18 protein-coding genes are annotated in these 20,686 nt (G+C 62.7%); 11 read left to right on the top strand and 7 right to left on the bottom strand.

What is annotated here, in order from left to right:
• Positions 1-35: 35 nt before the first annotated feature.
• The 7 genes from KOL99_RS04395 to gabT form a co-directional block, all read right to left on the bottom strand.
• A complete protein-coding gene (locus tag KOL99_RS04395) occupies positions 36-737 on the bottom strand; it encodes a hypothetical protein (RefSeq protein WP_216509253.1) in 702 nt (233 codons plus the stop codon).
• Between the two features lie 279 nt (positions 738-1,016).
• Entirely contained in the window at positions 1,017-1,328 is a 312-nt protein-coding gene (locus KOL99_RS04390) for an AzlD family protein (RefSeq protein WP_216509252.1), read from the bottom strand.
• Positions 1,312-2,031 (bottom strand): AzlC family ABC transporter permease, encoded by a 720-nt coding sequence (locus KOL99_RS04385; protein WP_216509251.1) that lies wholly within the window; start codon positions 2,029-2,031, stop codon positions 1,312-1,314. The genes KOL99_RS04390 and KOL99_RS04385 overlap by 17 nt, the downstream gene beginning before the upstream one ends.
• 320 nt (positions 2,032-2,351) lie before the next feature.
• The gene (locus tag KOL99_RS04380; protein ID WP_216509250.1) at positions 2,352-3,002 is read right to left on the bottom strand and encodes an ATP-binding response regulator; all 651 of its coding nucleotides are present in this window, start codon (positions 3,000-3,002) and stop codon (positions 2,352-2,354) included.
• A gap of 329 nt (positions 3,003-3,331) precedes the next feature.
• Complete coding sequence (locus KOL99_RS21775) at positions 3,332-3,697, bottom strand: OmpA family protein (protein ID WP_328759631.1); 366 nt, start codon at positions 3,695-3,697, stop codon at positions 3,332-3,334.
• A gap of 334 nt (positions 3,698-4,031) precedes the next feature.
• Positions 4,032-4,517 carry an NUDIX hydrolase gene (locus KOL99_RS04370; protein WP_216509248.1) on the bottom strand — a complete coding sequence of 162 codons (486 nt, stop codon included), beginning with the start codon at positions 4,515-4,517 and terminating at the stop codon, positions 4,032-4,034.
• Between the two features lie 291 nt (positions 4,518-4,808).
• Positions 4,809-6,119 (bottom strand): 4-aminobutyrate--2-oxoglutarate transaminase, encoded by a 1,311-nt coding sequence (gabT, locus tag KOL99_RS04365; RefSeq protein ID WP_216509247.1) that lies wholly within the window; start codon positions 6,117-6,119, stop codon positions 4,809-4,811.
• 497 nt (positions 6,120-6,616) lie between these two features.
• On the opposite strand from gabT, the gene KOL99_RS04360 reads away from it, so the two are divergent.
• From KOL99_RS04360 to KOL99_RS04310, 11 genes are all read left to right on the top strand, one after another.
• On the top strand, positions 6,617-8,395 hold the full coding sequence (locus tag KOL99_RS04360; RefSeq protein ID WP_216509246.1) for a sigma 54-interacting transcriptional regulator: 1,779 nt from the start codon (positions 6,617-6,619) through the stop codon (positions 8,393-8,395).
• Between the two features lie 365 nt (positions 8,396-8,760).
• On the top strand, positions 8,761-10,002 hold the full coding sequence (locus tag KOL99_RS04355) for an amino acid ABC transporter substrate-binding protein (protein WP_216509245.1): 1,242 nt from the start codon (positions 8,761-8,763) through the stop codon (positions 10,000-10,002).
• Between the two features lie 177 nt (positions 10,003-10,179).
• Positions 10,180-11,067, top strand: coding sequence for a branched-chain amino acid ABC transporter permease (locus KOL99_RS04350; protein ID WP_224958422.1), 888 nt, complete (start codon positions 10,180-10,182; stop codon positions 11,065-11,067).
• A gap of 1 nt (position 11,068) precedes the next feature.
• Positions 11,069-12,070, top strand: coding sequence for a branched-chain amino acid ABC transporter permease (locus KOL99_RS04345; protein ID WP_216509244.1), 1,002 nt, complete (start codon positions 11,069-11,071; stop codon positions 12,068-12,070).
• A gap of 3 nt (positions 12,071-12,073) precedes the next feature.
• Positions 12,074-12,799 (top strand): ABC transporter ATP-binding protein, encoded by a 726-nt coding sequence (locus KOL99_RS04340; RefSeq protein WP_216509243.1) that lies wholly within the window; start codon positions 12,074-12,076, stop codon positions 12,797-12,799.
• On the top strand, positions 12,796-13,506 hold the full coding sequence (locus tag KOL99_RS04335; RefSeq protein ID WP_216509242.1) for an ABC transporter ATP-binding protein: 711 nt from the start codon (positions 12,796-12,798) through the stop codon (positions 13,504-13,506). Before KOL99_RS04340 ends, KOL99_RS04335 begins: the two co-directional genes overlap by 4 nt.
• Positions 13,507-13,626: 120 nt before the next feature.
• Complete coding sequence (locus KOL99_RS04330; protein WP_216509241.1) at positions 13,627-13,851, top strand: MoaD/ThiS family protein; 225 nt, start codon at positions 13,627-13,629, stop codon at positions 13,849-13,851.
• 145 nt (positions 13,852-13,996) lie between these two features.
• The gene (locus KOL99_RS04325; protein ID WP_216509240.1) at positions 13,997-15,838 is read left to right on the top strand and encodes an aldehyde ferredoxin oxidoreductase C-terminal domain-containing protein; all 1,842 of its coding nucleotides are present in this window, start codon (positions 13,997-13,999) and stop codon (positions 15,836-15,838) included.
• A 1-nt stretch (position 15,839) separates the two neighbouring features.
• Positions 15,840-18,908 carry an NAD-glutamate dehydrogenase domain-containing protein gene (locus KOL99_RS04320; RefSeq protein ID WP_216509239.1) on the top strand — a complete coding sequence of 1,023 codons (3,069 nt, stop codon included), beginning with the start codon at positions 15,840-15,842 and terminating at the stop codon, positions 18,906-18,908.
• Positions 18,908-19,705 carry a universal stress protein gene (locus KOL99_RS04315; RefSeq protein ID WP_216509238.1) on the top strand — a complete coding sequence of 266 codons (798 nt, stop codon included), beginning with the start codon at positions 18,908-18,910 and terminating at the stop codon, positions 19,703-19,705. The genes KOL99_RS04320 and KOL99_RS04315 overlap by 1 nt, the downstream gene beginning before the upstream one ends.
• On the top strand, positions 19,705-20,652 hold the full coding sequence (locus KOL99_RS04310; protein ID WP_216509237.1) for a D-2-hydroxyacid dehydrogenase: 948 nt from the start codon (positions 19,705-19,707) through the stop codon (positions 20,650-20,652). The genes KOL99_RS04315 and KOL99_RS04310 overlap by 1 nt, the downstream gene beginning before the upstream one ends.
• Positions 20,653-20,686 lie beyond the last annotated feature (34 nt).

Genomic DNA, 20,686 nt, shown 5'->3' with positions numbered 1-20,686 from the left:
CCCCCTCAGGTGGTTACCGTGTTGAGGAGGTTGCCTTAATTGATGGGCAGCCTCGTGCCGGAAAGCTTTCCCATGAATGATGACGTGCTCCAAGCACCGCTACTTAGCGCGCCGTCGCCACTGATTTTGCCGGACATGGTCACTTGGGGTGACTGGGAGTAGAAAGTCGTAGCCGTCATTTCTCCGGTTACAGTGACATCACCGGTAACAGTCACCCTGTCTGTCATGGGCATCCCGTCTTCAAAACCATAGACCTTCCCATTGGCATCGATCCCGAACCAGGAGGTACCGCACGGGGTCCCGTCATCAAGCGCCACGGTCGCGTTGTATATGCCTGCAAAGCTGTTGTTTTGCGGCGACACACGAGCTAGGACGAATTGAAAGGGCTGGTTTATTCCAGCATAGGTTGTTCCAGTACAGGAACCGGCCCCATCGCAGAGACCTGTCGAGGTGGTTCCGGGCACCGGCTGGTGGGTCACGGGGTCTTTAACGGAAAGGGTCAGCACTCCTGAGGCAGAAACCGAACCGGTCATTTCGTAGACCCATCCGTACATCACCAGCAGGTAGCCACTCACCTCGCCTGTGGGTTTCACAAGCAGGTGTGCAACGGTATCGTCATGCCAACTTTTCGACACGTACTCCCCACTGTTTTCCGCCTTGGAACTGCCGCTCCCACACCCCCCAATTAATAACACCAGCCAAAGAGACGCCAAAACAAGACATAATCTCACAATCACAAGACCTCCGCCAATTTCTTATCTCTCACATGCTGAAGCAGAGGCCGGCCTTTCTGGGCGCCCCCACAGCACAATGCAAGCCAACCTAGCACAGCTTGTTAGCTCAGTCCAATTCAATTTCCTGAATCTTGCGCGCACAGATGTGAGGCTCAAGGATCATGCGGGGACGCCGTAATGGCAGTGGGTTGGCAAAGGTTGACGGGGAGTCACCTTTGGCAATGACGTGTGGCAGTTTGGGGACGGTCCACCTCCAAACTGGAGGAAGATATACCAGCGCGGTTATAGCCCCATCTTTCGGACGGCGAAGATGACGAGCATGCCGCAGAGCATGGCGGCGAGGGTGTTGCGGGTGCGAAGCACGACGATGGCGGTAAGCGCGGCGGCCATGAGCCCCCAGACGCCTTCGGCGGCGATGGACGGTAACACGAGCGAAAACAGCAGGGCGCCCGGCAGGGCGTCCATGCCGCGCCGGAAACGTCCGGAGCGTGGGAAACGGGACGCCAACAGCAAACCACCCAGCCGCAAGGAATAGGTCACACAGGCGGCCAGACCTACGGCGATCAACACCTGCGGATTAATAGCTGGGAACATCTTCTACCTCCTCCACCTCTTCGATCTCGCACGGCCCCATCATGGCGCTGATTGCGCCGGCCAGTCCTCCCGCCACGATATACCACTTGCCCGGCAGGAACTTGTGAGCCAACAACGCGGCCGCTCCGGCGACGATCCAGGGAAGCACGTCGCTCTTGCCGCGCCACAACCCGACGGCAAGCGCGGTGAAGACGGCGGTGAAAGCGAAATCGAGGGCGTAGTCTTCGGGCCTCGTTATGAAGCCGCCGCCGAGCAGACCAATCAACGTACCGCTGCTCCAGGCGAGGTACAGGAAAACGCCGCCGCCGAAGAGAAACCAGGTGGTGGCGCTGCCATTTCTCTGCTCGGTCATGGTAACGGCCCAGTTCTCGTCGGCAACCAGGTGCATCATCCCCATCCTGTGCAGTAGCCCCCGTCCGGAGAAGAGCGGGTCAAGAGAGGCGCCGATCAGCAGGTAGCGCAGGTTAATCACCATCACGGCGAGGGTCATCTCGAAGATCGGCATATGGTTCGACCACATATCGACCATGACGAACTGCGCCGCCCCGGCGAAAACGGCGGTGTTCATGTACATCATGTCCAACCAGCTCAAGCCCTTTTGGGCGGCGAGCACACCGAGCACACTGCCATAGGCCATGGCGCTGGCGGCAACCGGCACGTTGGCCCTGGCTCCTCTGATCATCTCCGGCTTTCTCTGTTTCATGCTTCCACCTTGGTGCTGGGTACTACGGGCATTTTTCATCCTGAGTCAGAAGCGTACTCCTATGGAGTGATGGGCAACAGGTACAGATGGTACTAAAAAAGAAGGGGTATTGTGTGGGGGTGCTCAAACTAAATGCAAATCCCCCCGGCCCCCCTTCGCAAAGGGGGAGACGTTGTTCACGTGCGGCGCTTCGTGGGCGACGCGCTCGACGGTTCATGCAACCTTGGCATGGACTTTTCCAACCAAATAAAAAAGGGGCAAGACAGCCCCGGGTGCAGCAATTTGAGTATCATTATGGGCCTGGCAAGGGAGGTGCGCTTTCAGATGCTGTTCACGTCGATCATGGCTTCGCCCATGACATACTCTGTCTTGGCGTCGCGGGAGGCTTCGGCGAGACGGGCTACAATGCGGCGGATCTTGTCCAGTTCACCTTTGAGGTCGGACAGATGGGTACGGGCTTTCTCATTCCCCTCACCCAGTTCCTTGTTGGCCAGGTGCAGATGCCAGAGTATTGCGGTCAAAGGGTTGTTGAACTCGTGGCTGATGGCGACCGCCATCTCCCGCAACAGCTTCAGCCTTTCGAACTCGACCGCCATCTGCTTTTCTCTTCGCGAGGCAAGGTGGAGCGTGACGCGCGCTACCAGTTCCTCCGGGTAAAAAGGCTTCACGATATAATCATCCGCGCCGGCCTCGAACCCCTTCACCTTTTCGCCGCTGGTATCGCAACTGGTTAGAAAGATTACCGGGATCTCCCGTGTTGCCACATCCGCCTTCAACTGACGGCAGATATCGTAGCCGTTCATCCCGGGGAGGTTGATATCGAGCAGGATCAGGTCCGGAGCGATCTCCAGTGCGAGGGACTTGGCCGATGCCCCGTCTTCCTGGAGCGTGACCTCGTACTCTCCGCTGAGGATGTCCAGCAACTGGGCCTGCGCCACCTTGCTGTCTTCTACGGCGAGGATCTTTTTCATAGCTCTCTCCAAAAAGGCCAAGGGGGAAGAAGCTGTAGGGGAGTTATGGTGCTGCAGCTTAACATTCCAGTTGGCACGAATCAACTTATGTATGGCGGGGGCGTAAAGAAAGGCAAATCCCCTGTTCCCCCTTCGCAAAGGGGGGGACGCTCGTTCACATTCAGCCCTTCGAGGGAGCATAAGCCTGGCTCACCCAGATTCTCCGATGACCTTCGCAGAGGGGGATACTACCGGGTTGATCAATGGAGAAGGCGCTTGAGGTGAATCGGTTGGCGGGTGGAGGGAAAGAGAGGAATGGGGGAGCGCAAAGGGCTCCCCCATTTTGTCGGCTACATCTTGGTGACGGTGAAATCGACGCGACGGTTCTTGGCCTGGCCTGCCTTTGACTTGTTGTCGGCGATGGGCTGGGTGTCGCCGAAGCCTTTGGCGGAGAGACGGTTGGCGGCTACGCCTTTCTTGTCAACCAGGTACTTCACCACCGCATCGGCACGGTCCTGGGAGAGCTTCATGTTGGCTTCCGGCTTGCCGACGTTGTCGGTGTGGCCGTCGACCTGTACGTGGAAGCCAGGGTAATCGGTCATGATGGCCGCGATGGCGGTCATGGTCTTATCGCAAGCCGGATCCACCTCGGCCTTGCCGGTCTTGAACTTGATCGGCCCTTTCTCGTTCTGAACCTTCTTCAGTTTCTTGGTCACAGCGCTGAGAGCGCCCTGTTTTGCGGTCGCCGTAGCTTCTTTGCCTAAGTCTTTGCCTAAGTCTTTGCCGAGGCCTTTGACGGCATCAAGCCCCGCATAGGAAACGCCCGAAACCGCCAGAGTCAGTACAGCCGCTACTGCCATTTTCTTGATCATAATCCCTCCTTATCTTTTGTAGCCGACCAAAGGCTTGGTTCTTCCTTTGGAACAGGCGGAGGATATCTTAGGCCCTCAAGCACAATCCGTCAATGGATCTACATGAAAGATTGCATATCGAGACTCAGTTTTTGGGAGTTGCCAGGAGAAGAGGAGCACTCCCGTGGTGGAGGCAGATTCAGCCTCGATCGACCCCTGGCCAGGCGAGCAGGTCGCGTTGCAGGTGCAGTTGGTAGGGTTTTATCGAGTAGGAGCGGTAGCTGACGCCCCCGTCATAACCAAGCAGGACGGAGAGCCGCTCGCGCATCACCGGACTCGTCACCATCTCCAGCGCCTCTGCTTCCGACACCCAAAGCGCGGCCTCGCTGTCGTCGGTGGGGTTCAATTCGCCGCCGAGGTAGCGGCCCAGGAAGGCGAAGATGAGGGCGGAGGTGGGGGCGACCATGGACCAGACAGCGGCCAGGGGGCCGATCTCCACCTCCACCCCGGCCTCCTCGGCGACTTCCCTGCGCGCCGCGTCCATGAGATTCTCGCCCACCTCGACCCGCCCCTGCGGAATCTCCCAGCCCCGCTGCCGGTGGCGGATCAGCAGCACCTCGTTCTCGGCATTGCGCACCAGGCACCCCACCACCACGGTATGGCGCGGATCGGTCTTTTCGGTCATCTGCGCTCTCCTTCGGAAATCTGCCATCTCGGCGCACTCCACTATGCCATCGGCTGCGGGTCGCTGGCAAGAAAACCTAAACCTTTAGCCACGGAGAAAATCTGAGAACGTCTGAGAAATCTAACAAGAAAAACTTTCGGGTTTTGGTCTTCTCAGATCTCCTCAGATTTTCTCCGTGGCAAATGGTTTGCTTTAAAAACGACAACGGCAGTGCTGTGCATCTCTTCACCCAACCCCGAAGATGCCAGACACTGCCGTTGCCGTATCGTTCTTGCTACTTTGCCTTGAGCCTTAGATCTCCGCGTTGACCTCGGCGAGAGACTCCTCGAGGATGGCCATGCCGCGATCCAACTGCTCGTCGGTGATGACCAGCGGCATCAGCAAACGGACCACGTTGCCGAGGGCGCCGCAGGAAAGGATGACGAGCCCCTTGTCGTAGCAGAGCTTGACCAGCTTCTTGGCGAGGTCGCCTGCCGGCGCCTTGGTGTTGCGGTCGCGTACCAGTTCGAGGGCGAGCATGGGGCCCTTGCCGCGCACTTCGCCGATGATCTCGTACTTCTGCTGCATCTCGTTGAAGCGCTGCTGCAGCTTCTCGCCGAGCTTCACGGACTGGTCCAAGAGGCCGTCGTTCAGGAAGATATCCAGAACCGCGAGGGCCGCCGCGCAGGAAAGCGGGTTGCCGCCGTAGGTGCCGCCCAGGCCGCCCGGGTGCGGCTGGCTCATGATCTCGGCGCGACCGGTGATCGCGGAGAGCGGCATGCCGCCGGCCAAGCTCTTGGCGGTGGTGATCAGGTCGGGCTCGATGCCCCAGTGGTCGATGGCGAACAGCTTGCCGGTACGCCCCATGCCGCTCTGGATCTCGTCGATGATCAGGAGGATGCCGTGCTTCTTGCAGATCCCCTGCACGATCTCGAAGTACTCCTTCGGCGGGGTGACGAAGCCGCCTTCACCCTGGATCGGCTCAATGATGATGGCCGCGGTCTGCTCGGCCGCCACGTAGCCGGTGAAGAACTCGTCGAGCTTATGGGCGCAGGCGCAGCCGCAGCTCGGGTAGCTCCCGCCGTAGGGGCAGCGGTAGCAGTAGGCGGACGGAATGCGGTAGCTCTCCGGCGCGAAGGGACCGAAGCCGTACTTGTAGGGCTTCACCTTGGAGGTCAGGGTCATGGTCATCAGGGTGCGGCCGTGGAAGCCGTTCTCAAGGGAGATGACACCCGGGCGCTTGGTGACGTAGCGTGCGATCTTGATGGCGTTTTCGACCGCCTCGGCGCCGGAGTTGGCCAGCATGGTCTGCTTCGGGGAAGTGCCCGGAGCGAGCTCGTTCAGGCGCTGCGCCAGCTCGATGTACCCCTGGTAGGGAGCGACGTGGAAACAGGTGTGGATGAACTTCTCGGCCTGCTCCTGGATGGCCTTGACGACCTTCGGGTGGCTGTGCCCCACGTTGTTGACGCCGATGCCGCCGGCGAAATCGATCAGTTCACGCCCCTCGACGTCGGTCATGATGGCCCCCTGGGCCTTGGCGATGAAGGCGGGGCTCAAAAGTGCGACCCCTCCGGGGACATGCTTGTTGCGTAACTCCATCAGTTGCTCGTTACCAGCGGTCATGGGTGAAGCTCCTTTGCCTAGTAGTTGGTGACTACCGGGTCCCGTCGAGGATCCCGGTACAGGTGTCGGATCAAGGGGACCGGACTTTGTTTGTCCGCCCGGTCATCCCCTACTACAAGGACCGTACCAAGGAGTCAGAGGGAAGGCATAACCCGCCCATATGTGAGTTGACGTAAAGGTCAATTATTGGAAAGCAGAGCCCGGAGTGAGAGGCGAAATGCCCCTCACTGTAACGGGTTATATGTATACTGGCAGAGAAACCGCTACCGCATTACAAGTAGACTCAAAAATGTCATACCCGAAAGAGAAAGACATACACGAATGACAGTGATAAGAAGAGTGCTGACTGTTTCGAGGTTGTTCTATTATTTACACTTGAATATTTGATTCATTTCTGCATAATGCACCTCGAAGGGGCTCTGGTATACGCCACGACCGCCCATCCTTCCGGCCTCAGGGCCCGACGCATGTGGGTACGCAGAAGGAGATCGTCCGCCGTGAACAACTCGCTCAACCCAGTGGAACTCATCGGTTTTTCCAGCGGAGGCGAGCTGCGCTCCGACGCCTTCTACCAGGCCATGGTGAACGCCGTCGACGTTGGCATCCTGGCCGTGAACACCTCGGGCATGGTGATCCTGGCCAACCGGGCGGTCCGGGAGAGCTTCGGCGCCTTCCAGGGGGTGCACCTGAACGACGTGCTCCCCGACCTGTGGCCCAAGGTGGCACAGCGGCTCTTGGGGCACGCGCGCAACACCGAGATCTCGGTGCGCGGCATCGAGTCCAACTTCCTGGTGCGGGTGAGCCCGATGCTCATGGACCAGGAGCAGGTGGGCGCGGTATGCGTCTTCGTCGAGAGCACCGAACTCGAGGAGATGGCGAAGCAAATGGAGTTCTTCCAGGGGCTTACCCGCGAGCTGGACACCATCATCGACTCCTCCTCGGACGGCCTCTGGATCTGCGACGCCGATGCCAATGTGGTGCGCATCAACCCCGCTTCCGAGCGCATCAACAACGTCCAGGCCAAGGACGTGGTCGGGCGCAACATGCGCGACCTGATCAATGCCCGCGTCTTCGACCGTTCCGCCACCCTCGAGGTGCTCCGGACCGGCGCCCGGGTGAACCTCCTGCAGCAGCGCGAGGGGCGCAAGCTGATCACCACCGCGGCCCCGGTCTTCGACTCGGCGGGCCGCATCACCCGCGTAGTCGTAAGTGAGCGCGACATCACGGAAATCGACAACCTGCAGCGCGAACTGGAAGACCAGGAGGCGATCCGGGACCAGTACCGCAACCAGATGCTGGAAATGCAGCAGGAACAGCAACTTGAGAACCAGCAGATCATCGCCCGCAGCCCCGCCATGCTGAAGGCGCTGCGCCAGGCGCTCAAGGTCGCCAAGGTCGAATCCACCGTGCTGATCCTGGGCCCCTCCGGTGTCGGCAAGGGTCTCTTTGCCGACCTGATCCACAAGAATTCGGAGCGCGCCAACAAGCCGCTCATCAAGATCAACTGCGGTGCGATTCCCGAATCCCTCATAGAATCAGAGCTTTTCGGCTACGACAAGGGGGCGTTTACCGGCGCCCAGTCCGGCGGCAAGCCGGGCTATTTCGAGCTTGCCGACGGCGGGATCCTCTTCCTGGACGAGATCGCCGAACTGCCGCTCCCCTCCCAGGTGAAGCTGTTGCGCTTCATGGAGGACGGCACCATCATGCGCCTGGGGAGCACCCGCCCCCGCGAGGTGAAGGTGCGCATCCTCGCCGCAACCCACCGAAACCTCGAGCAGATGGTCGAGGAGGGGAAGTTTCGCCTCGACCTCTACTATCGCCTCAAGGTGATCCCCATCCACGTCCCATCCCTCAAGGAGCGAAAGGAGTGCCTGCTCCCCCTCATCCTGCACTACATCGAGTGGTACGCCAAGAAGCACAAGACCAGCAAACGCCTCTCCCGCGCCGCCTGCGACACCCTTTTGGGTTACCCGTTCCCCGGAAACGTACGCGAACTGATGAACCTGTGCGAGCGGCTGGTGGTCATGACCGAGTCCGAAGTGATCAGCCTGCAGGACCTCCCCGCCGACGTCGCCAAGGGCGACACCAGCGAGGCGACGGCCCCGGCGCAGTGGCCGGAAAGCATGACCCTGCCGCAAGTCATTGAAAGTACTGAGCGCGCCCTCCTGGCCCACGCGATCAAATCCCATGGCTGCCAGGCCGACCTGGCCGAGGCGCTCGGCGTGAGCCAGCCGACCATTGCGCGGAAATTAAAACGCTACGGCCTCGCCTGCTGATGGCGCCATCCTGTATACGACCGCTATTCAGATGTGAATAATTTTGCCGTCGACCAAGGGGGCCTCCGCGGGGCGGTATCCCCCTCCTCCTTCCCCTGCATCGTGCCGTTCACCGTTCATTGTCAGTAAGCATGCGGAGTTTCGCCAAACCCCGTTTTGCAAATTCCGCCTTTGCCGCCAATCGGGGTCATTTGGCATGCTTTCTGCTGTATACGGGCAGCCAGCGCCGGGAGGTGCGGGCACCGGGTTCCCTCGGCCACGGCAGCCGACGTCGTCCGCCGCACCGGCCGCGAACCTTGAATGGAATGCGATGCAGGTTGTTTCAAAAACTTTTTTTGGCACATCAAACAACAGGAGGTAGCACAATGAAGTTTGGATTCGTCAGGGTACTGCTGCTCATCGCAGCCCTCTTCGTGGCCATCCCGGTCCACGCGGAGCAGAGGAACTTCTTCAAGATCGGTGTCATCACCGAACTGTCCGGGGACCTCGTCACCGGCGGCAACATCACCAAGCGCGGCTACGACCTTTGGGCGCAGGAAGTAAACGCCAAGGGCGGCATCGTGATCCAGGGCAAGAAATATCCGGTCAAACTGGTGTACGCCGATGCCCAGAGTAACCCGGCTGCCGGCGCGGCAGCGGCCGAGAGGCTGATCACCCAGGAGAAGGTCGACTTCATCCTCGGCCCCTACTCCTCCGGCGTGACCCTCGCCGTGGCCCCGGTCGTCGACAAGTACAAGATCCCGATGATCACCGGTTCCGCAGAGAGCCCGCTCATCTGGAAGAACAAGTTCAAGTACACCTTCGGCACCATCCCGCCGATCAACTTCACCGGTGCTACCTCCATCAAGACCCTGACCGAGATGAAGCCGGCTCCGAAGACCATCGCCATCATCGGCTCCAACGACGCCTTCTCCAAGGCGACCGCCGAGTCCTACAAGGCTGCCGCCGAGAAGGCCAAGCTGAAGATCGTCAAGTTCAGCATCGTTCCCTCCGGCCAGGACATGACCCCGCTCCTCTCCGCCGTGCGCAGCATGAAGCCGGACATCATCGCCTTCGGCGGCCATGACGAAGAGCACGTGAAGTTCGTGAAAGCCCTCAAGCAGATCGGCTACACCCCGAAAGCCCTCCTCATGCACTGTGGCATCACCGACAAGGCGTTCATCGACGCGGTCGGCAAAGACGGCGAGCAGATCTTCGGCACCACCTGCTGGACCGGCACCGCCAAGACCAAGTGCAACGTGCTCTGGCCGAACGCTGCCGCTTACGCCGCCGCTTCCCAGAAAGCCTTCAACAACCCGGGCGACTACACCCAGGGCGGCTGCTCCGCCGCCGGCATCGCCTTCCAGACCGCTCTGCAGAAGATCGGCGCCAAGCCGGGCATGGACGAGGCTACCCGCACCAAGCTGATCCAGGCCCTCGAGCAGATCGACGTGCAGACCTTCTACGGCCGCGTGAAGTTCGCGACCTCCGGCGAGTTCTACCATGCCAACGTCGGCCTCGACCCGCTCACCATCCAGATCCAGGGCGGCCAGGTGAAGACCGTCGGCCCGAAGGCTTCCGTCGAAGCCCCGGCCATCTACCCGATGAAAGAGTGGAAATCCCGTTAATAGCTCGATGAAGTATCCCCTGCCGGCAGCCACCGCCGCCGGCAGGGGCTCATCTCCCGCACCGGGGGAACCACAACGGCCAGAGCGGCCCGGGCGGGCGACCGCCGCCGGTCCAGACGGACCACAGACAACGTAGCTGCATATTCGCTGGAAACGCAACGCTGGAGGACTTGCTTTATGATGGAACTGCTGCCACAAGCCTTGACCGACGGGATACTGCTGGGGGGGATCTACATCACCATCGCCATCGCGTTCTCGCTCACTTATGGGGTCATGCACGTCATCGACTTCGCCGTCGGAGAATGGATCATGTTCGGGGCCTTCACCGGCTACTACCTGAACAAATGGACCGGCCTCGATCCCTTCCTTTTTCTGCCGGTCATTTTCGTCCTCTACTTCGGGGTCGGCTACGTGATCCAGCCGGTGATCCACCGGGTGCTTTCCGGGACCAAGGGCAACCCCTTCCTGATGGGCCTCGTCTTCACCTTCGGCCTGGCCATCATGTTCCGCGGGCTCGCCCTCACCGCCTTCGGCTTCTACTCGAACTCGATCCCGTCCGCCTTCTCGGAAGGGTCGTTCAACCTGGAGCCCTTGGGGCTGACCGTGACCATCCCGACCGTGCGCCTGGTAGGACTTGGCTACGCGCTGGCGATCACCCTGATCCTGCACTACCTCCTGAAAAAGACCAATTTCGGCCTCGGTGTCCGTGCGCTGGCACAGCACAAGGATGCCGCGGGTCTCATGGGAGTGAACAGCAAGCGCACCGGCTCCTACGTGTACGGCATCTACGTCGGCATCTCGGCCATGACCGGCGTGCTCCTGGGCTGTATCCTCTCCATCGGCGCCCAGATGGGCAACGAGTACACCATCTTCGCCTTCTTCGTGGTGGTTCTCGCCGGCATGGGCTACCTGGCCGGCGTCCCCTGGGCGGCGCTCCTGCTGGGTCTCGTGCAGTCGATCTTCATGATCTACTTCAACCCGAGCCACACCCTGCTCGCCGTCTTCGCCATCCTCTACATCATCCTGCTGATTTCCCCGCGCGGGCTGTTCGGCAAGGGGGTCTGACATGAAAAACCGTGGCGCAACCGTACTGGCCATCCTGGTGGCCGCCCTTTTGATCCTGCCTCTCGTGGTGCACGACACCTTCGTGCTGCGCGTCCTCACCGAGGGAGTGATGTGGATCGGGCTCGCCATCGCCTTCGACGTCATCGCCGGCTACACCGGCTACCTGAACTTCGGTCACGGTGCCTTCTTCGGCATCGGGGCCTACACCATCGGCATCCTGATGATGCAGGCGAACCTCCCCTTCTGGGCGGCCCTGCCGCTTGGTGGCGTCGCCGCCGCAGTCGTGGCGCTCATCGCGGGGATCCCGACCCTGAGGCTGAAGGGCGCCTACTTCGCCATCGCCACCTGGGCGCTCTCCCGCGCTATCCAGCAGCTCGCCCTGAACGTCGAGTTCACCGGCGGTCCGGACGGCATGAGGCTCGATGCATTCCTGAACCCGCAGTTCTTCTACTACCTGATGCTGATCACCGTGGGCGGCACCTTCGCCATCCTCTGGTATCTCCTCGAGCGCGCTCCCTTCGGCCTGAAGCTGAAGGCGATCCGCGAGGACGAGGAAGGGGCCAAGGCGCTCGGCCTCAACCCGACCAAGCTGAAGATGCAGTCCTTCATCCTCTCGGCGCTGCCGACCGGCATCCTGGGCGGCATCTACGCCTACTGGATCACCTTCATCGACCCCTCCTCCACCCTGGGGGACCTGGTCAGCGACCAGGCGGTGGTCATGGTGGTCTTCGGCGGCATGGGGACCCTGTTCGGACCGGCACTGGGGGCCATCCTGATCTTCGCCTTCAAGACGCTCTTCTGGGCCTACCTGTCCGACTTTCAGCTCCTGTACCTCATCATCCTGGGCGCGCTGATCGCCATCAGCGTCATCTTCATACCCAACGGCCTCTGGGGCACCATGTTCAAGCGCAAGGCGGACGCCGCCAGGCCGCAGCACCAGACGGAACCGGCATCGGAACCCGCGGCACTTTCCGCCGTGGCAGCACCGGAAGAAGGGAACTAACTCATGGCTGAACCTATCCTCAAGGTAAATTCGGTAACCAAGTGCTTCGGCGGCCTCACCGCGGTGGACGACGTCAGCTTCAACGTGGCAAAAGGCGAGATCGTCGGTCTCATCGGCCCCAACGGCGCGGGCAAGACCACGCTGTTCAACGTCATCTCCGGCTACTACGCCCCCACCAAGGGGAACGTGATCTTCGAGGGGAACGACATCTCCGGCAAGCCCCCCTACCACCTGGCCGGCGTGGGCATCGGCCGCACCTTCCAGGTGGTGAAGCCCTTCGCGGGGCTCACCGTACTGGAGAACGTGACCATCGCCTCCTTTCTGAAGCACCCCAAGAAGGCCGACGCCGTGCGTCACGCCTGGCAGGTGCTGGAGACCACCGGTCTCGCCGACCGCGCCAACGTCTCCGCCGCCGGCCTCACCCTGGCGGGGCGTAAGCGCCTGGAGATCAGCAAGGCGCTCGCCCTGGAGCCGTCGTTCCTGCTCCTGGACGAGGTCGTCGCCGGCCTCAACCCGACCGAGGCGGACCGCACCGTCGAGCTGATCATGAAGCTCAAGGCGCAGGGTCTCACCATCCTCATCGTCGAGCACATCATGCGCGTCATCATGAACATCTCGGACCGCCTGGTGGTGCTCAATTTCGGCAAGAAGATCGCCGAGGGGACCCCGTCCGAGGTGTCCAGCGATCCGCACGTCGTTCAAGCGTACTTTGGAGAGGAAGCGGCATGAATCTACTCGACGTCAACGGCATCTCAGTCAATTACGGGGACATCCAGGCCCTGTGGAACATCTCCTTCTCCGTCGCCAAGGGGCAGCTGGTGGCGCTCATCGGCGCCAACGGCGCCGGCAAGACCACGACCCTCAAGTCGCTGTGCGGCCTGATCCCGACCGCGAGCGGCACCATCCACTACGATGGCAAGCTGGTCACCGGCATGCCGGTGCACAAGGTGGTCGACCTCGGCATCACCCTGGTTCCCGAGGGGCGCCAGCTCTTCCCGAAGATGACCGTGGAGGAGAACCTCCTGGTCGGCGCCTACCTGAAAAGGGCGCACGGCAAAAGGGCCCAGACCCTGAAGCGGATCTACGAGATCTTCCCGCGCCTCGAAGAGCGGCGCACCCAGACCGCCGAGACCCTCTCCGGCGGCGAGCAACAAATGGTTGCGATCGGGCGCGCACTGATGCAAGATCCCCAGGTGATCATGTTCGACGAGCCGAGCCTCGGCCTGGCACCGATCATGGTGCAGGAGGTCTTCAAGGTGATCCAGGAGCTGCACAGGCAGGGGCTCACCATTTTCCTCGTCGAGCAGAACGTGCACCAGACCTTGAAGGTCGCCGACTACTGTTACGTCATGGAAAACGGGCGCATCGTGGGCCAGGGGACCGGCAAGGACCTCGAAGCCGACGAGTCCATCCGCGAAGCCTACCTCGGCTTCTAAGTAACCACCGGTACCAAAGCTCCTTTCAGACTCCCCTCCGTCCCCCCGGGCGCCGGCTTCCCGCCCGCCCGGGTACGGCCGGAGGGATCCTTTTTCCGTTGTCATGACGGGAGGTTTCACATGCAGATCAAGGTAAAACTCTACGCGTCCCTGCGCAGGCAGAAGTTCGACGAGGCGGACTGGGAGATCACCCCCGACCAGAAGATCGCCTCCATCGTGGAGCAACTGGGACTTGCCCGGCAGGACGTGGGCACGGTCCTCGTGAACGGACTGCACGCGGGTTGGGACGAGACGGTTGCGGAGGGTGACGTCGTTTCCCTGCTGCCGCGCATGGGCGGAGGGTAGTAGCAAATCCCCCTGCCGTTCGGGGACTGGCTCCGCAGGTGCCTGTCCCCTTGCTTTCGACACCAAAACCACAAACGCAGGGGGACAGGCACCTGGCGGAGCCAGTCCCCTAACGGCCATCACCTTATTTTTGCGGAGCAACGATATGAGCGAAAAAACCATCAGCAACAACCCGGAAAGCGTCGTCTACAAGCGCTGCACCGTCGACCTTGCCAGCGGCACAACCACCTTCGCCCAGGTCCCCTGCAAAAACCTCGAGGACGTGCTGGGCGGCTTCGGCAGGAGCTTCCAGATCCTCGCCGAACGCGACATCGCGGAGGCCTACTGCCCGGAGAACCCGGTGATCCTGAACACCGGCCTTCTGACCGGGACCAGCATCATGACCGGCATGCGCAGCTACTTCTCCGGCTACAGCCCCTTGAAGAAATCCGGCACCGGGCGCCCCGGCGCCATGTGGTCCACCGGCAGCGGCAACTTCGGCAACAAGTTCAAGTGGACCGGCCTCGACGAGGTGATCTTCGAGAACCGCTCCGACAAGCCGGTCTACGCCCTGTTGAAGGAAGGGGAGAACGGTCCCGAGGTAGAGCTGAAGCCCGCCGACCACCTGATCGGGCTCACCGGCCACGGCAAGATCATGGCCCTGTACCAGGAGTACCCGGAGGCCCACTTCGCCGCCATCGGCCCCGCCGGCGAGAACTGGGAGAACAACTACATGGGTGCCGTGGTGATGAGCACCGACAACGAGCTCAAATCGGGCGAGCCCAAGAGCCGCTTCGCCGGCCGCGGCGGCATGGGGAGCCTCATGGGGTACAAGAACCTCCTGGCCGTCGTGGCGCTGAGCTCCGACAAGCTGCAAAAGATCACCCCCGAGATCCGCGACGTGAACCGCGACATCCTCAAAAGCGGCGGCAGCGCCCGCTTCCAGCCGGCAAGCCAGGGCGGCGGCGGCGGGACCTGGGCCAACATCGAGGTGCTCCAGGTCTTCCACGCGGTACCGCTCAACAACTTCCGCCCCAAGGGGAACGACGACGTGGAGAGGCTGTTCCGCGACGAGGTGGAGAAGGAATTCGACATCGCCACCGAGGCCTGCCACCGCTGCGGCATCCGCTGCCACAACAACCTCTTCTACAAGAACGAGGACGGCAGCCGCGGCAAGCTGGCGGCGAAGTTCGACTTCGAGCCGCTCATCCTGTTCGGCTCCAACCTGGGCGTGCACGAGCCGGCCAAGGTCTGCGACCTGATCCACCGCTGCGACCTCTTGGGGATGGACGCCATTTCCCTGGGGACCACTATTTCCTACGTACTCGACTACAACGAGCGCCACCCCGAGAAGCCGCTCTTCAACGGCGCCACCTTCGGCGACTACGACAAGATCACCGAGTTGATCGAAGATGCCGGCCGCGGCAAGCTCCCCGGCATCGCCCGCGGCGTCAAGCGCCTCTCCGAGGAGACCGGCGAGACCTCCTACGCCATGCACGTCAAGGGGCTCGAGCTCCCGGCCTACCTCCCGGACACCAACCCCGGCTACATGTTCGCCATCGCCGGCGGCCACATGTCCATGGGGACCCACATGATGCTGGCCAAGGAAGGGAAGCACTCCCTCGAGGAGTGGACCCAGGCCATCACCACCGGGGGGCTCTTGCAGGTGGGCTACGACATGATCGGCCTGTGCAAGTTCGTCGGCGTCGGCATCGGGCACGACATCATCGTACGCGCCCTGAAGGAGGCGGCGGGACTGGAGATCGCCTCGGCGGACATCGTCGCCGCCGTGCGCCGCGCCTACCTGCGCGGCCTCGCGCTGGAGCTGCGCCAGGGGTTCCACGAGGAGAAGGAGTACACCCTCCCCGCTCAGGTCATGGACGCCCCGAACCCCAAGGTGACGCTGCCGAAGTTCATCACCAACGAGTTCCTGGCCGAGCTGCGCCAGCGCGTCTGGAGCGTTTTCAAGCCGGAAATGGAAGGACTGCTGCCGGTCCAGGGGGAGTGACATGTGTGCCGCCGAAAGGGATGTGCTCGCTGCAGTTGACCGCCTGATCGGCGCCAACGAGGGGTGCACCAGGGAGAACCTCGCCTGGCTCCAGGGCCAGATGGATTCCTACTTCTTCATCACCATGCAGGAGGAAGCCGAGGCGCTGCACGCGCTTGCGGTGGGGCTGAGAACGTTGGCCCATAACCAGAAGCTGACCGTGGCGGACCGGGCCAGGACGCTGATCCTCGCCCGCCTGAACCAGCCCGGCTCCCTGTACGATACCCTGCGCACCCTGCAGGAGCGCGACATCTCCTACGCCGAGTTCACCCACTCCAGCGGCTTGGTACCGGGGCTCACCCAGGGGCTCGAGGTGCAGCGCTTCGACTTCGACCGCAAGGAGCACGGCGAGATTGCCAACGCGCCGGCGACGGTCATCCCCCCCGCCATCAGGGAGGGGATCGCCCAGGCGCTGCAAAGCCGCTACCCGCTGTTCGACATGAACCAGCTCGATCCGCTGCTGCGGTTACTCTGGCTCAACAACGAGCAGTACGTCCGGATCTCCCCCCCGAACCGGGTGGCCCAGATCCTCTGGGTCTTCCAGGAGGGTAACCGCCAGGGGGGGATCTTCCTCGACGTCGAGCAGACCGAGGACCAGGGTCCCGACGCCGAGACCCGCGTCCTCTTCGCGGTCGGCAACCCGCCCCAGAACGACTTCCTGCTGCAGACCATGGAGGTCTTCAACCGGCTCGACTTCGGGGTGAAGCGCGCCTACTGCCTGACCATCTCCAACGGGGTGCACCCCTACTTCCTCGGCACCTTCTACGTCAGAAAGCGCGGCGACGAGGTGCTGCTGTCCAAGGGGAGCGAGCTCTTCGACCGGCTGCAGATGGAGCTATACAACACCCAGATCCTCTCCACCGCCTCCATGACCTACCGCAGGTTCGTCACCACCCAGGTGATGACCGGCGAGGAGGCGAGCCTCGTCAACGCTTTCATCGCCTTTTGCCACACCAACCTGGCCCATCACCACCCCGACCCCTTCAGCCACGAGGAGGTGAGGCTCGCGTTCCACTCCCACCCGGACATCGCCCTGCAGCTCGCCAAGCTGTTCAGGACCCGGTTCCAGCCGGGACTCTCCCTGCGCGAGGAGTTCTACAAGAAGACCCTGGAGGAGACGGTCCGCTTCGTCGAGTCGTACAATACCGGGCATCGCTACATCGACGATTTGCGCCGCTCCATCTTCCGCTGCGCCATCGCCTTCATTCGCAATACGCTGAAGACCAACTTCTACGTGCGCGAGAAGCACGCGCTCGCGTTCCGGCTCGACCCGGCCTACTTGGCCGAGCTCGCCCCGGAGTTCACCGCCGACCTGCCGCCGGAGATCCCGTTCAGGATCACCTTCTTCTTCGGGCGCTACGGCTGCGGCTACCACATCGGCTTCTCCGACATCGCCCGCGGCGGCTGGCGCACCATCATCACCAAAAACCGCGACGATTACGTCACCTCGGCGAGCACCCTCTTCCGCGAGGTGTACGTGCTGGCCCACACCCAGCACCTGAAGAACAAGGACATCTACGAGGGGGGCTCCAAGATGGTGGTGGTGCTGGACGCCGCGCGCCTGGAAGCCCACGACCTCTCTACGCAGCGCCTGTACAAGCTGCAGTTCGGCTTCATCAACGCCTTCTTGGACATCTTCGTCACCGACGGCGGCCGGGCCCGCGACCCGCGCGTGGTCGACTACTACGGCGAGGACGAGCCGATCGAGATCGGCCCCGACGAGAACATGCACGACGTGATGATCGAGATGATCGCGCGCCAGTCGCTGAAACGGGGCTACCTGCTCGGCATCGGCCTCATCTCCAGTAAAAGGGTGGGGATCAACCACAAGGAGTACGGCGTCACCTCCACCGGCGTGATGCAGTTCGCCGAGACCACCATGCGCGAACTCGGCGTCGACATCCGGCGCGACCGCTTCAGCGTGAAGCTGACCGGCGGCCCCAGCGGCGACGTGGCCGGCAACGCGCTGCGTATCATGCTGGAGCGCTCCCCGCAGGCCTGCATCAAGCTGATCCTGGACGGCAGCGGCGCCATCTTCGACCCGGAAGGAATGGACCACGGGGAGCTCGCCCGCATCGTCTTAAAGCAAGACCTGGACGCCTTCGACCCCGCGCGCCTGCACCCGGGCGGCTTCATCCTGTACCGCAACCAGCGCCGCACCGACGGCCTGCGCGAGCTCTTCAAGCGCGCCGTGAGCACCGGCCTCGGCGTCGAGGAGCAGTGGGTGACCACGGACCAGTTCCACCGCGAGTTCGGCAACCTCCTCTTCTCGGTCCCCACCGACCTCTTCATCCCGGCCGGCGGGCGCCCGGAGACCATCGACGCCGAGAACTGGGCGCGCTTCTTCCGCGAGGACGGCACCCCCACCACCCGCGCCATCGTGGAGGGGGCCAACTCCTTCATCACGCCCGAGGCGAGGACCCAGATGCAGCGCCGCGGCATCGTCATCATGCGCGACGCCTCGGCCAACAAGTGCGGCGTCATCTCCTCGTCCTACGAGATCATCGCCAACCTGATGCTCTCCGAGGAGGAGTTCCTGCAGCACAAGGAACGCTACGTGGCCGACGTGCTGCGGATCCTGGAGCAGCGGGCCCGCGACGAGGCGCAGCTCATCTTCCGGCGCCACCGCGAGGCGGGAAGCAGCTTCACCTACACCGAGATCTCCGAGGCGATCAGCCACGAGATCAATGGGCACTACGCGCGGCTCTTCTCCTTCTTCCAGAGAAACCCGGAACTGTGCGACGAGCAGGTGTTCCAGCGGGCCATCCTGGCGCACCTCCCCGCGATGCTGCGCGAGCCCGAATACCGGACCCGGCTGGACCGTCTCCCCGCCAAGTGCCGCTACGCCATCCTGGCTGCCGAGATCGCCTCGTCGCTGGTGTACCGCGGCGACCAGGAGGCGGACTTCAAGGAGATGATCAAGGGGCACCTCTTGCGCAATTTCGCCACCTTGGAAAAGGCTTTACCGACCACAGCCGCAGCACCAGCAACCGAGCACGACACGCTCGTTTATCAAGGAGGCGCAACCTGATGGAGCTGAAACAGATTCTTGTCTTCATGGATGATCCCGACCACTCGGCCGACCGGCTCGACCTCGCCCTCAACCTCGCCAAGCGGCACCGCGCCGGGGTGATCGGGCTCAACGTGCAGCCGCACCACCTGATCCCGCTGCGCCGGGGACACGACCAGGACGCCACCGAGGAGCTGGCGCGCCTTTTCAACGAGAAGACGGCCGCCGCCGACGTCAAGGGCGAATGGGTGACCGTGGACGCCAAGGTGCTGGGTGGGGTGGTCGAGGCGATCAACCACTACGCCACCTTCGCCGACCTGGTGGTCGTGGGGCAGAGCGAGCACGGCTCCTCCGAGCGCCGCGCCACTGATTTCCTCCCCGAGAAGGTGGTCTTCGGCTCGGGCAAGCCGGTGCTGATCGTCCCCTACACCGGCAAGTACAGCAGCACCGGCGACAAGGTCCTGGTGGCCTGGAAATCCGGGCGGGAATCCTCCCGTGCGCTCACCGACGCCGTACCTTTCCTGAAGGCTGCATCTTCCACCCACATCTTCGAGGTGAACCCGAGCCAGGGGGAGGAGGCCGACCTTGAGAGCCTGCGCCGCTACCTCGCCGCGCACGGCGTCACAGCCGAAGTCGAGACCAGCCTCGTCACCGAGCTGCACGTGGGCGACGTCTTGTTGAACCGCGTCTCCGACGAGGGGAGCGACCTCCTGGTGATGGGGGCCTACGCCGACCTCCATTTCGGCAACTACGTGCTGGGCGACGTCGCCAAACACGTGCTGCACCACATGACCATCCCGGTCCTCATGTCGCACTGATGGAGAGGATCGTCTTTCTGGACCGCGGCGGCATCTCGGTGCCGCTGCGCCCCCCATGCTTCCCGCACCAATGGCAGGAATACCCGGACACCCGCCCCGAGGACGTGGTGGGGCGTCTTGCCGACGCCACCATCGCGATCACGGACCAGGTCGCCATCAGCGCGGAACACCTGGCCGAGCTGCCGCAACTGCGCCTGATCGCGGTCGCCGCCACCGGGGTTGACCACGTCGACCTGGACGCCTGCCGCCACCAGGGGGTCACGGTGGTGAACGTGCGCAACTGGTCGGTGAGCGTGCCGGAGCACGTCTTCTCCCTGATCCTCGCCCTGCGGCGCAACCTGCTCACCTATCATGACGTGGTCCAGGGAGGCGCCTGGCAGCGTTCGGAAGGATACCTGGTGCAGGTGGAGCCGATGCCCCGCTCCCTCTCCGGTGCGACCCTCGGCATCATCGGGGTCGGCGCGCTGGGAAGCGCGGTGGCGACCCTGGGAGAGGCCTTCGGCATGGAGGTGCTCTACGCGGAGAGAAAGGGAGCCGCGGAGGTGCGTTCGGACCGCACCCCCTTCGAGGAGGTCCTGGCCAAAAGCGACGTGCTGGTGCTCTTGTGCCCCCTCACGGAGGAGAGCCGCGGCATGATCGGCGCGGCGGAACTGAAGCTGATGCCGCGCCACGCAATTCTGATCAACTGCGGCCGTGGCGGCCTGCTCGACGAGGCGGCGCTGGCGCAGGCTCTCAAAGAGGGCGTCATCGCGGGGGCGGGGCTCGACGTCCTGACCCAGGAACCGCCACGGGACGGATCCCCCTTGCTGGATCTGAAACAGCCCAACCTGATCGTCACGCCGCACGTCGCCTGGATCAGCGACCGCTCTTCAGCCACCCTCGCCGAGCAGGTAATCGGGAACGTGGAAGGATTCGTCCTCGGACACCCGCGCAACCTGGTGGTCTGACACAAAAAAAGCCGGGCATCCCTGGGGAGCCCGG

It is taken from the genome of Geomonas azotofigens, from assembly GCF_018919395.1.
Taxonomy (GTDB): domain Bacteria; phylum Desulfobacterota; class Desulfuromonadia; order Geobacterales; family Geobacteraceae; genus Geomonas; species Geomonas azotofigens.
The sequence above is the reverse complement of the archived record's forward strand: the minus strand, read 5'-3'. Positions and strand labels throughout refer to the sequence as shown.

Coding starts and splice junctions, on each gene's coding strand:
- KOL99_RS04390 (WP_216509252.1), bottom strand. CDS start 1,328: ATGTTCCCAGCTATTAATCCGCAGGTGTTGATCGCCGTAGGTCTGGCC.
- KOL99_RS04385 (WP_216509251.1), bottom strand. CDS start 2,031: ATGAAACAGAGAAAGCCGGAGATGATCAGAGGAGCCAGGGCCAACGTG.
- KOL99_RS04380 (WP_216509250.1), bottom strand. CDS start 3,002: ATGAAAAAGATCCTCGCCGTAGAAGACAGCAAGGTGGCGCAGGCCCAG.
- KOL99_RS04370 (WP_216509248.1), bottom strand. CDS start 4,517: ATGACCGAAAAGACCGATCCGCGCCATACCGTGGTGGTGGGGTGCCTG.
- gabT (WP_216509247.1), bottom strand. CDS start 6,119: ATGACCGCTGGTAACGAGCAACTGATGGAGTTACGCAACAAGCATGTC.
- KOL99_RS04355 (WP_216509245.1), top strand. CDS start 8,761: ATGAAGTTTGGATTCGTCAGGGTACTGCTGCTCATCGCAGCCCTCTTC.
- KOL99_RS04350 (WP_224958422.1), top strand. CDS start 10,180: ATGATGGAACTGCTGCCACAAGCCTTGACCGACGGGATACTGCTGGGG.
- KOL99_RS04345 (WP_216509244.1), top strand. CDS start 11,069: ATGAAAAACCGTGGCGCAACCGTACTGGCCATCCTGGTGGCCGCCCTT.
- KOL99_RS04340 (WP_216509243.1), top strand. CDS start 12,074: ATGGCTGAACCTATCCTCAAGGTAAATTCGGTAACCAAGTGCTTCGGC.
- KOL99_RS04335 (WP_216509242.1), top strand. CDS start 12,796: ATGAATCTACTCGACGTCAACGGCATCTCAGTCAATTACGGGGACATC.
- KOL99_RS04330 (WP_216509241.1), top strand. CDS start 13,627: ATGCAGATCAAGGTAAAACTCTACGCGTCCCTGCGCAGGCAGAAGTTC.
- KOL99_RS04325 (WP_216509240.1), top strand. CDS start 13,997: ATGAGCGAAAAAACCATCAGCAACAACCCGGAAAGCGTCGTCTACAAG.
- KOL99_RS04320 (WP_216509239.1), top strand. CDS start 15,840: ATGTGTGCCGCCGAAAGGGATGTGCTCGCTGCAGTTGACCGCCTGATC.
- KOL99_RS04315 (WP_216509238.1), top strand. CDS start 18,908: ATGGAGCTGAAACAGATTCTTGTCTTCATGGATGATCCCGACCACTCG.
- KOL99_RS04310 (WP_216509237.1), top strand. CDS start 19,705: ATGGAGAGGATCGTCTTTCTGGACCGCGGCGGCATCTCGGTGCCGCTG.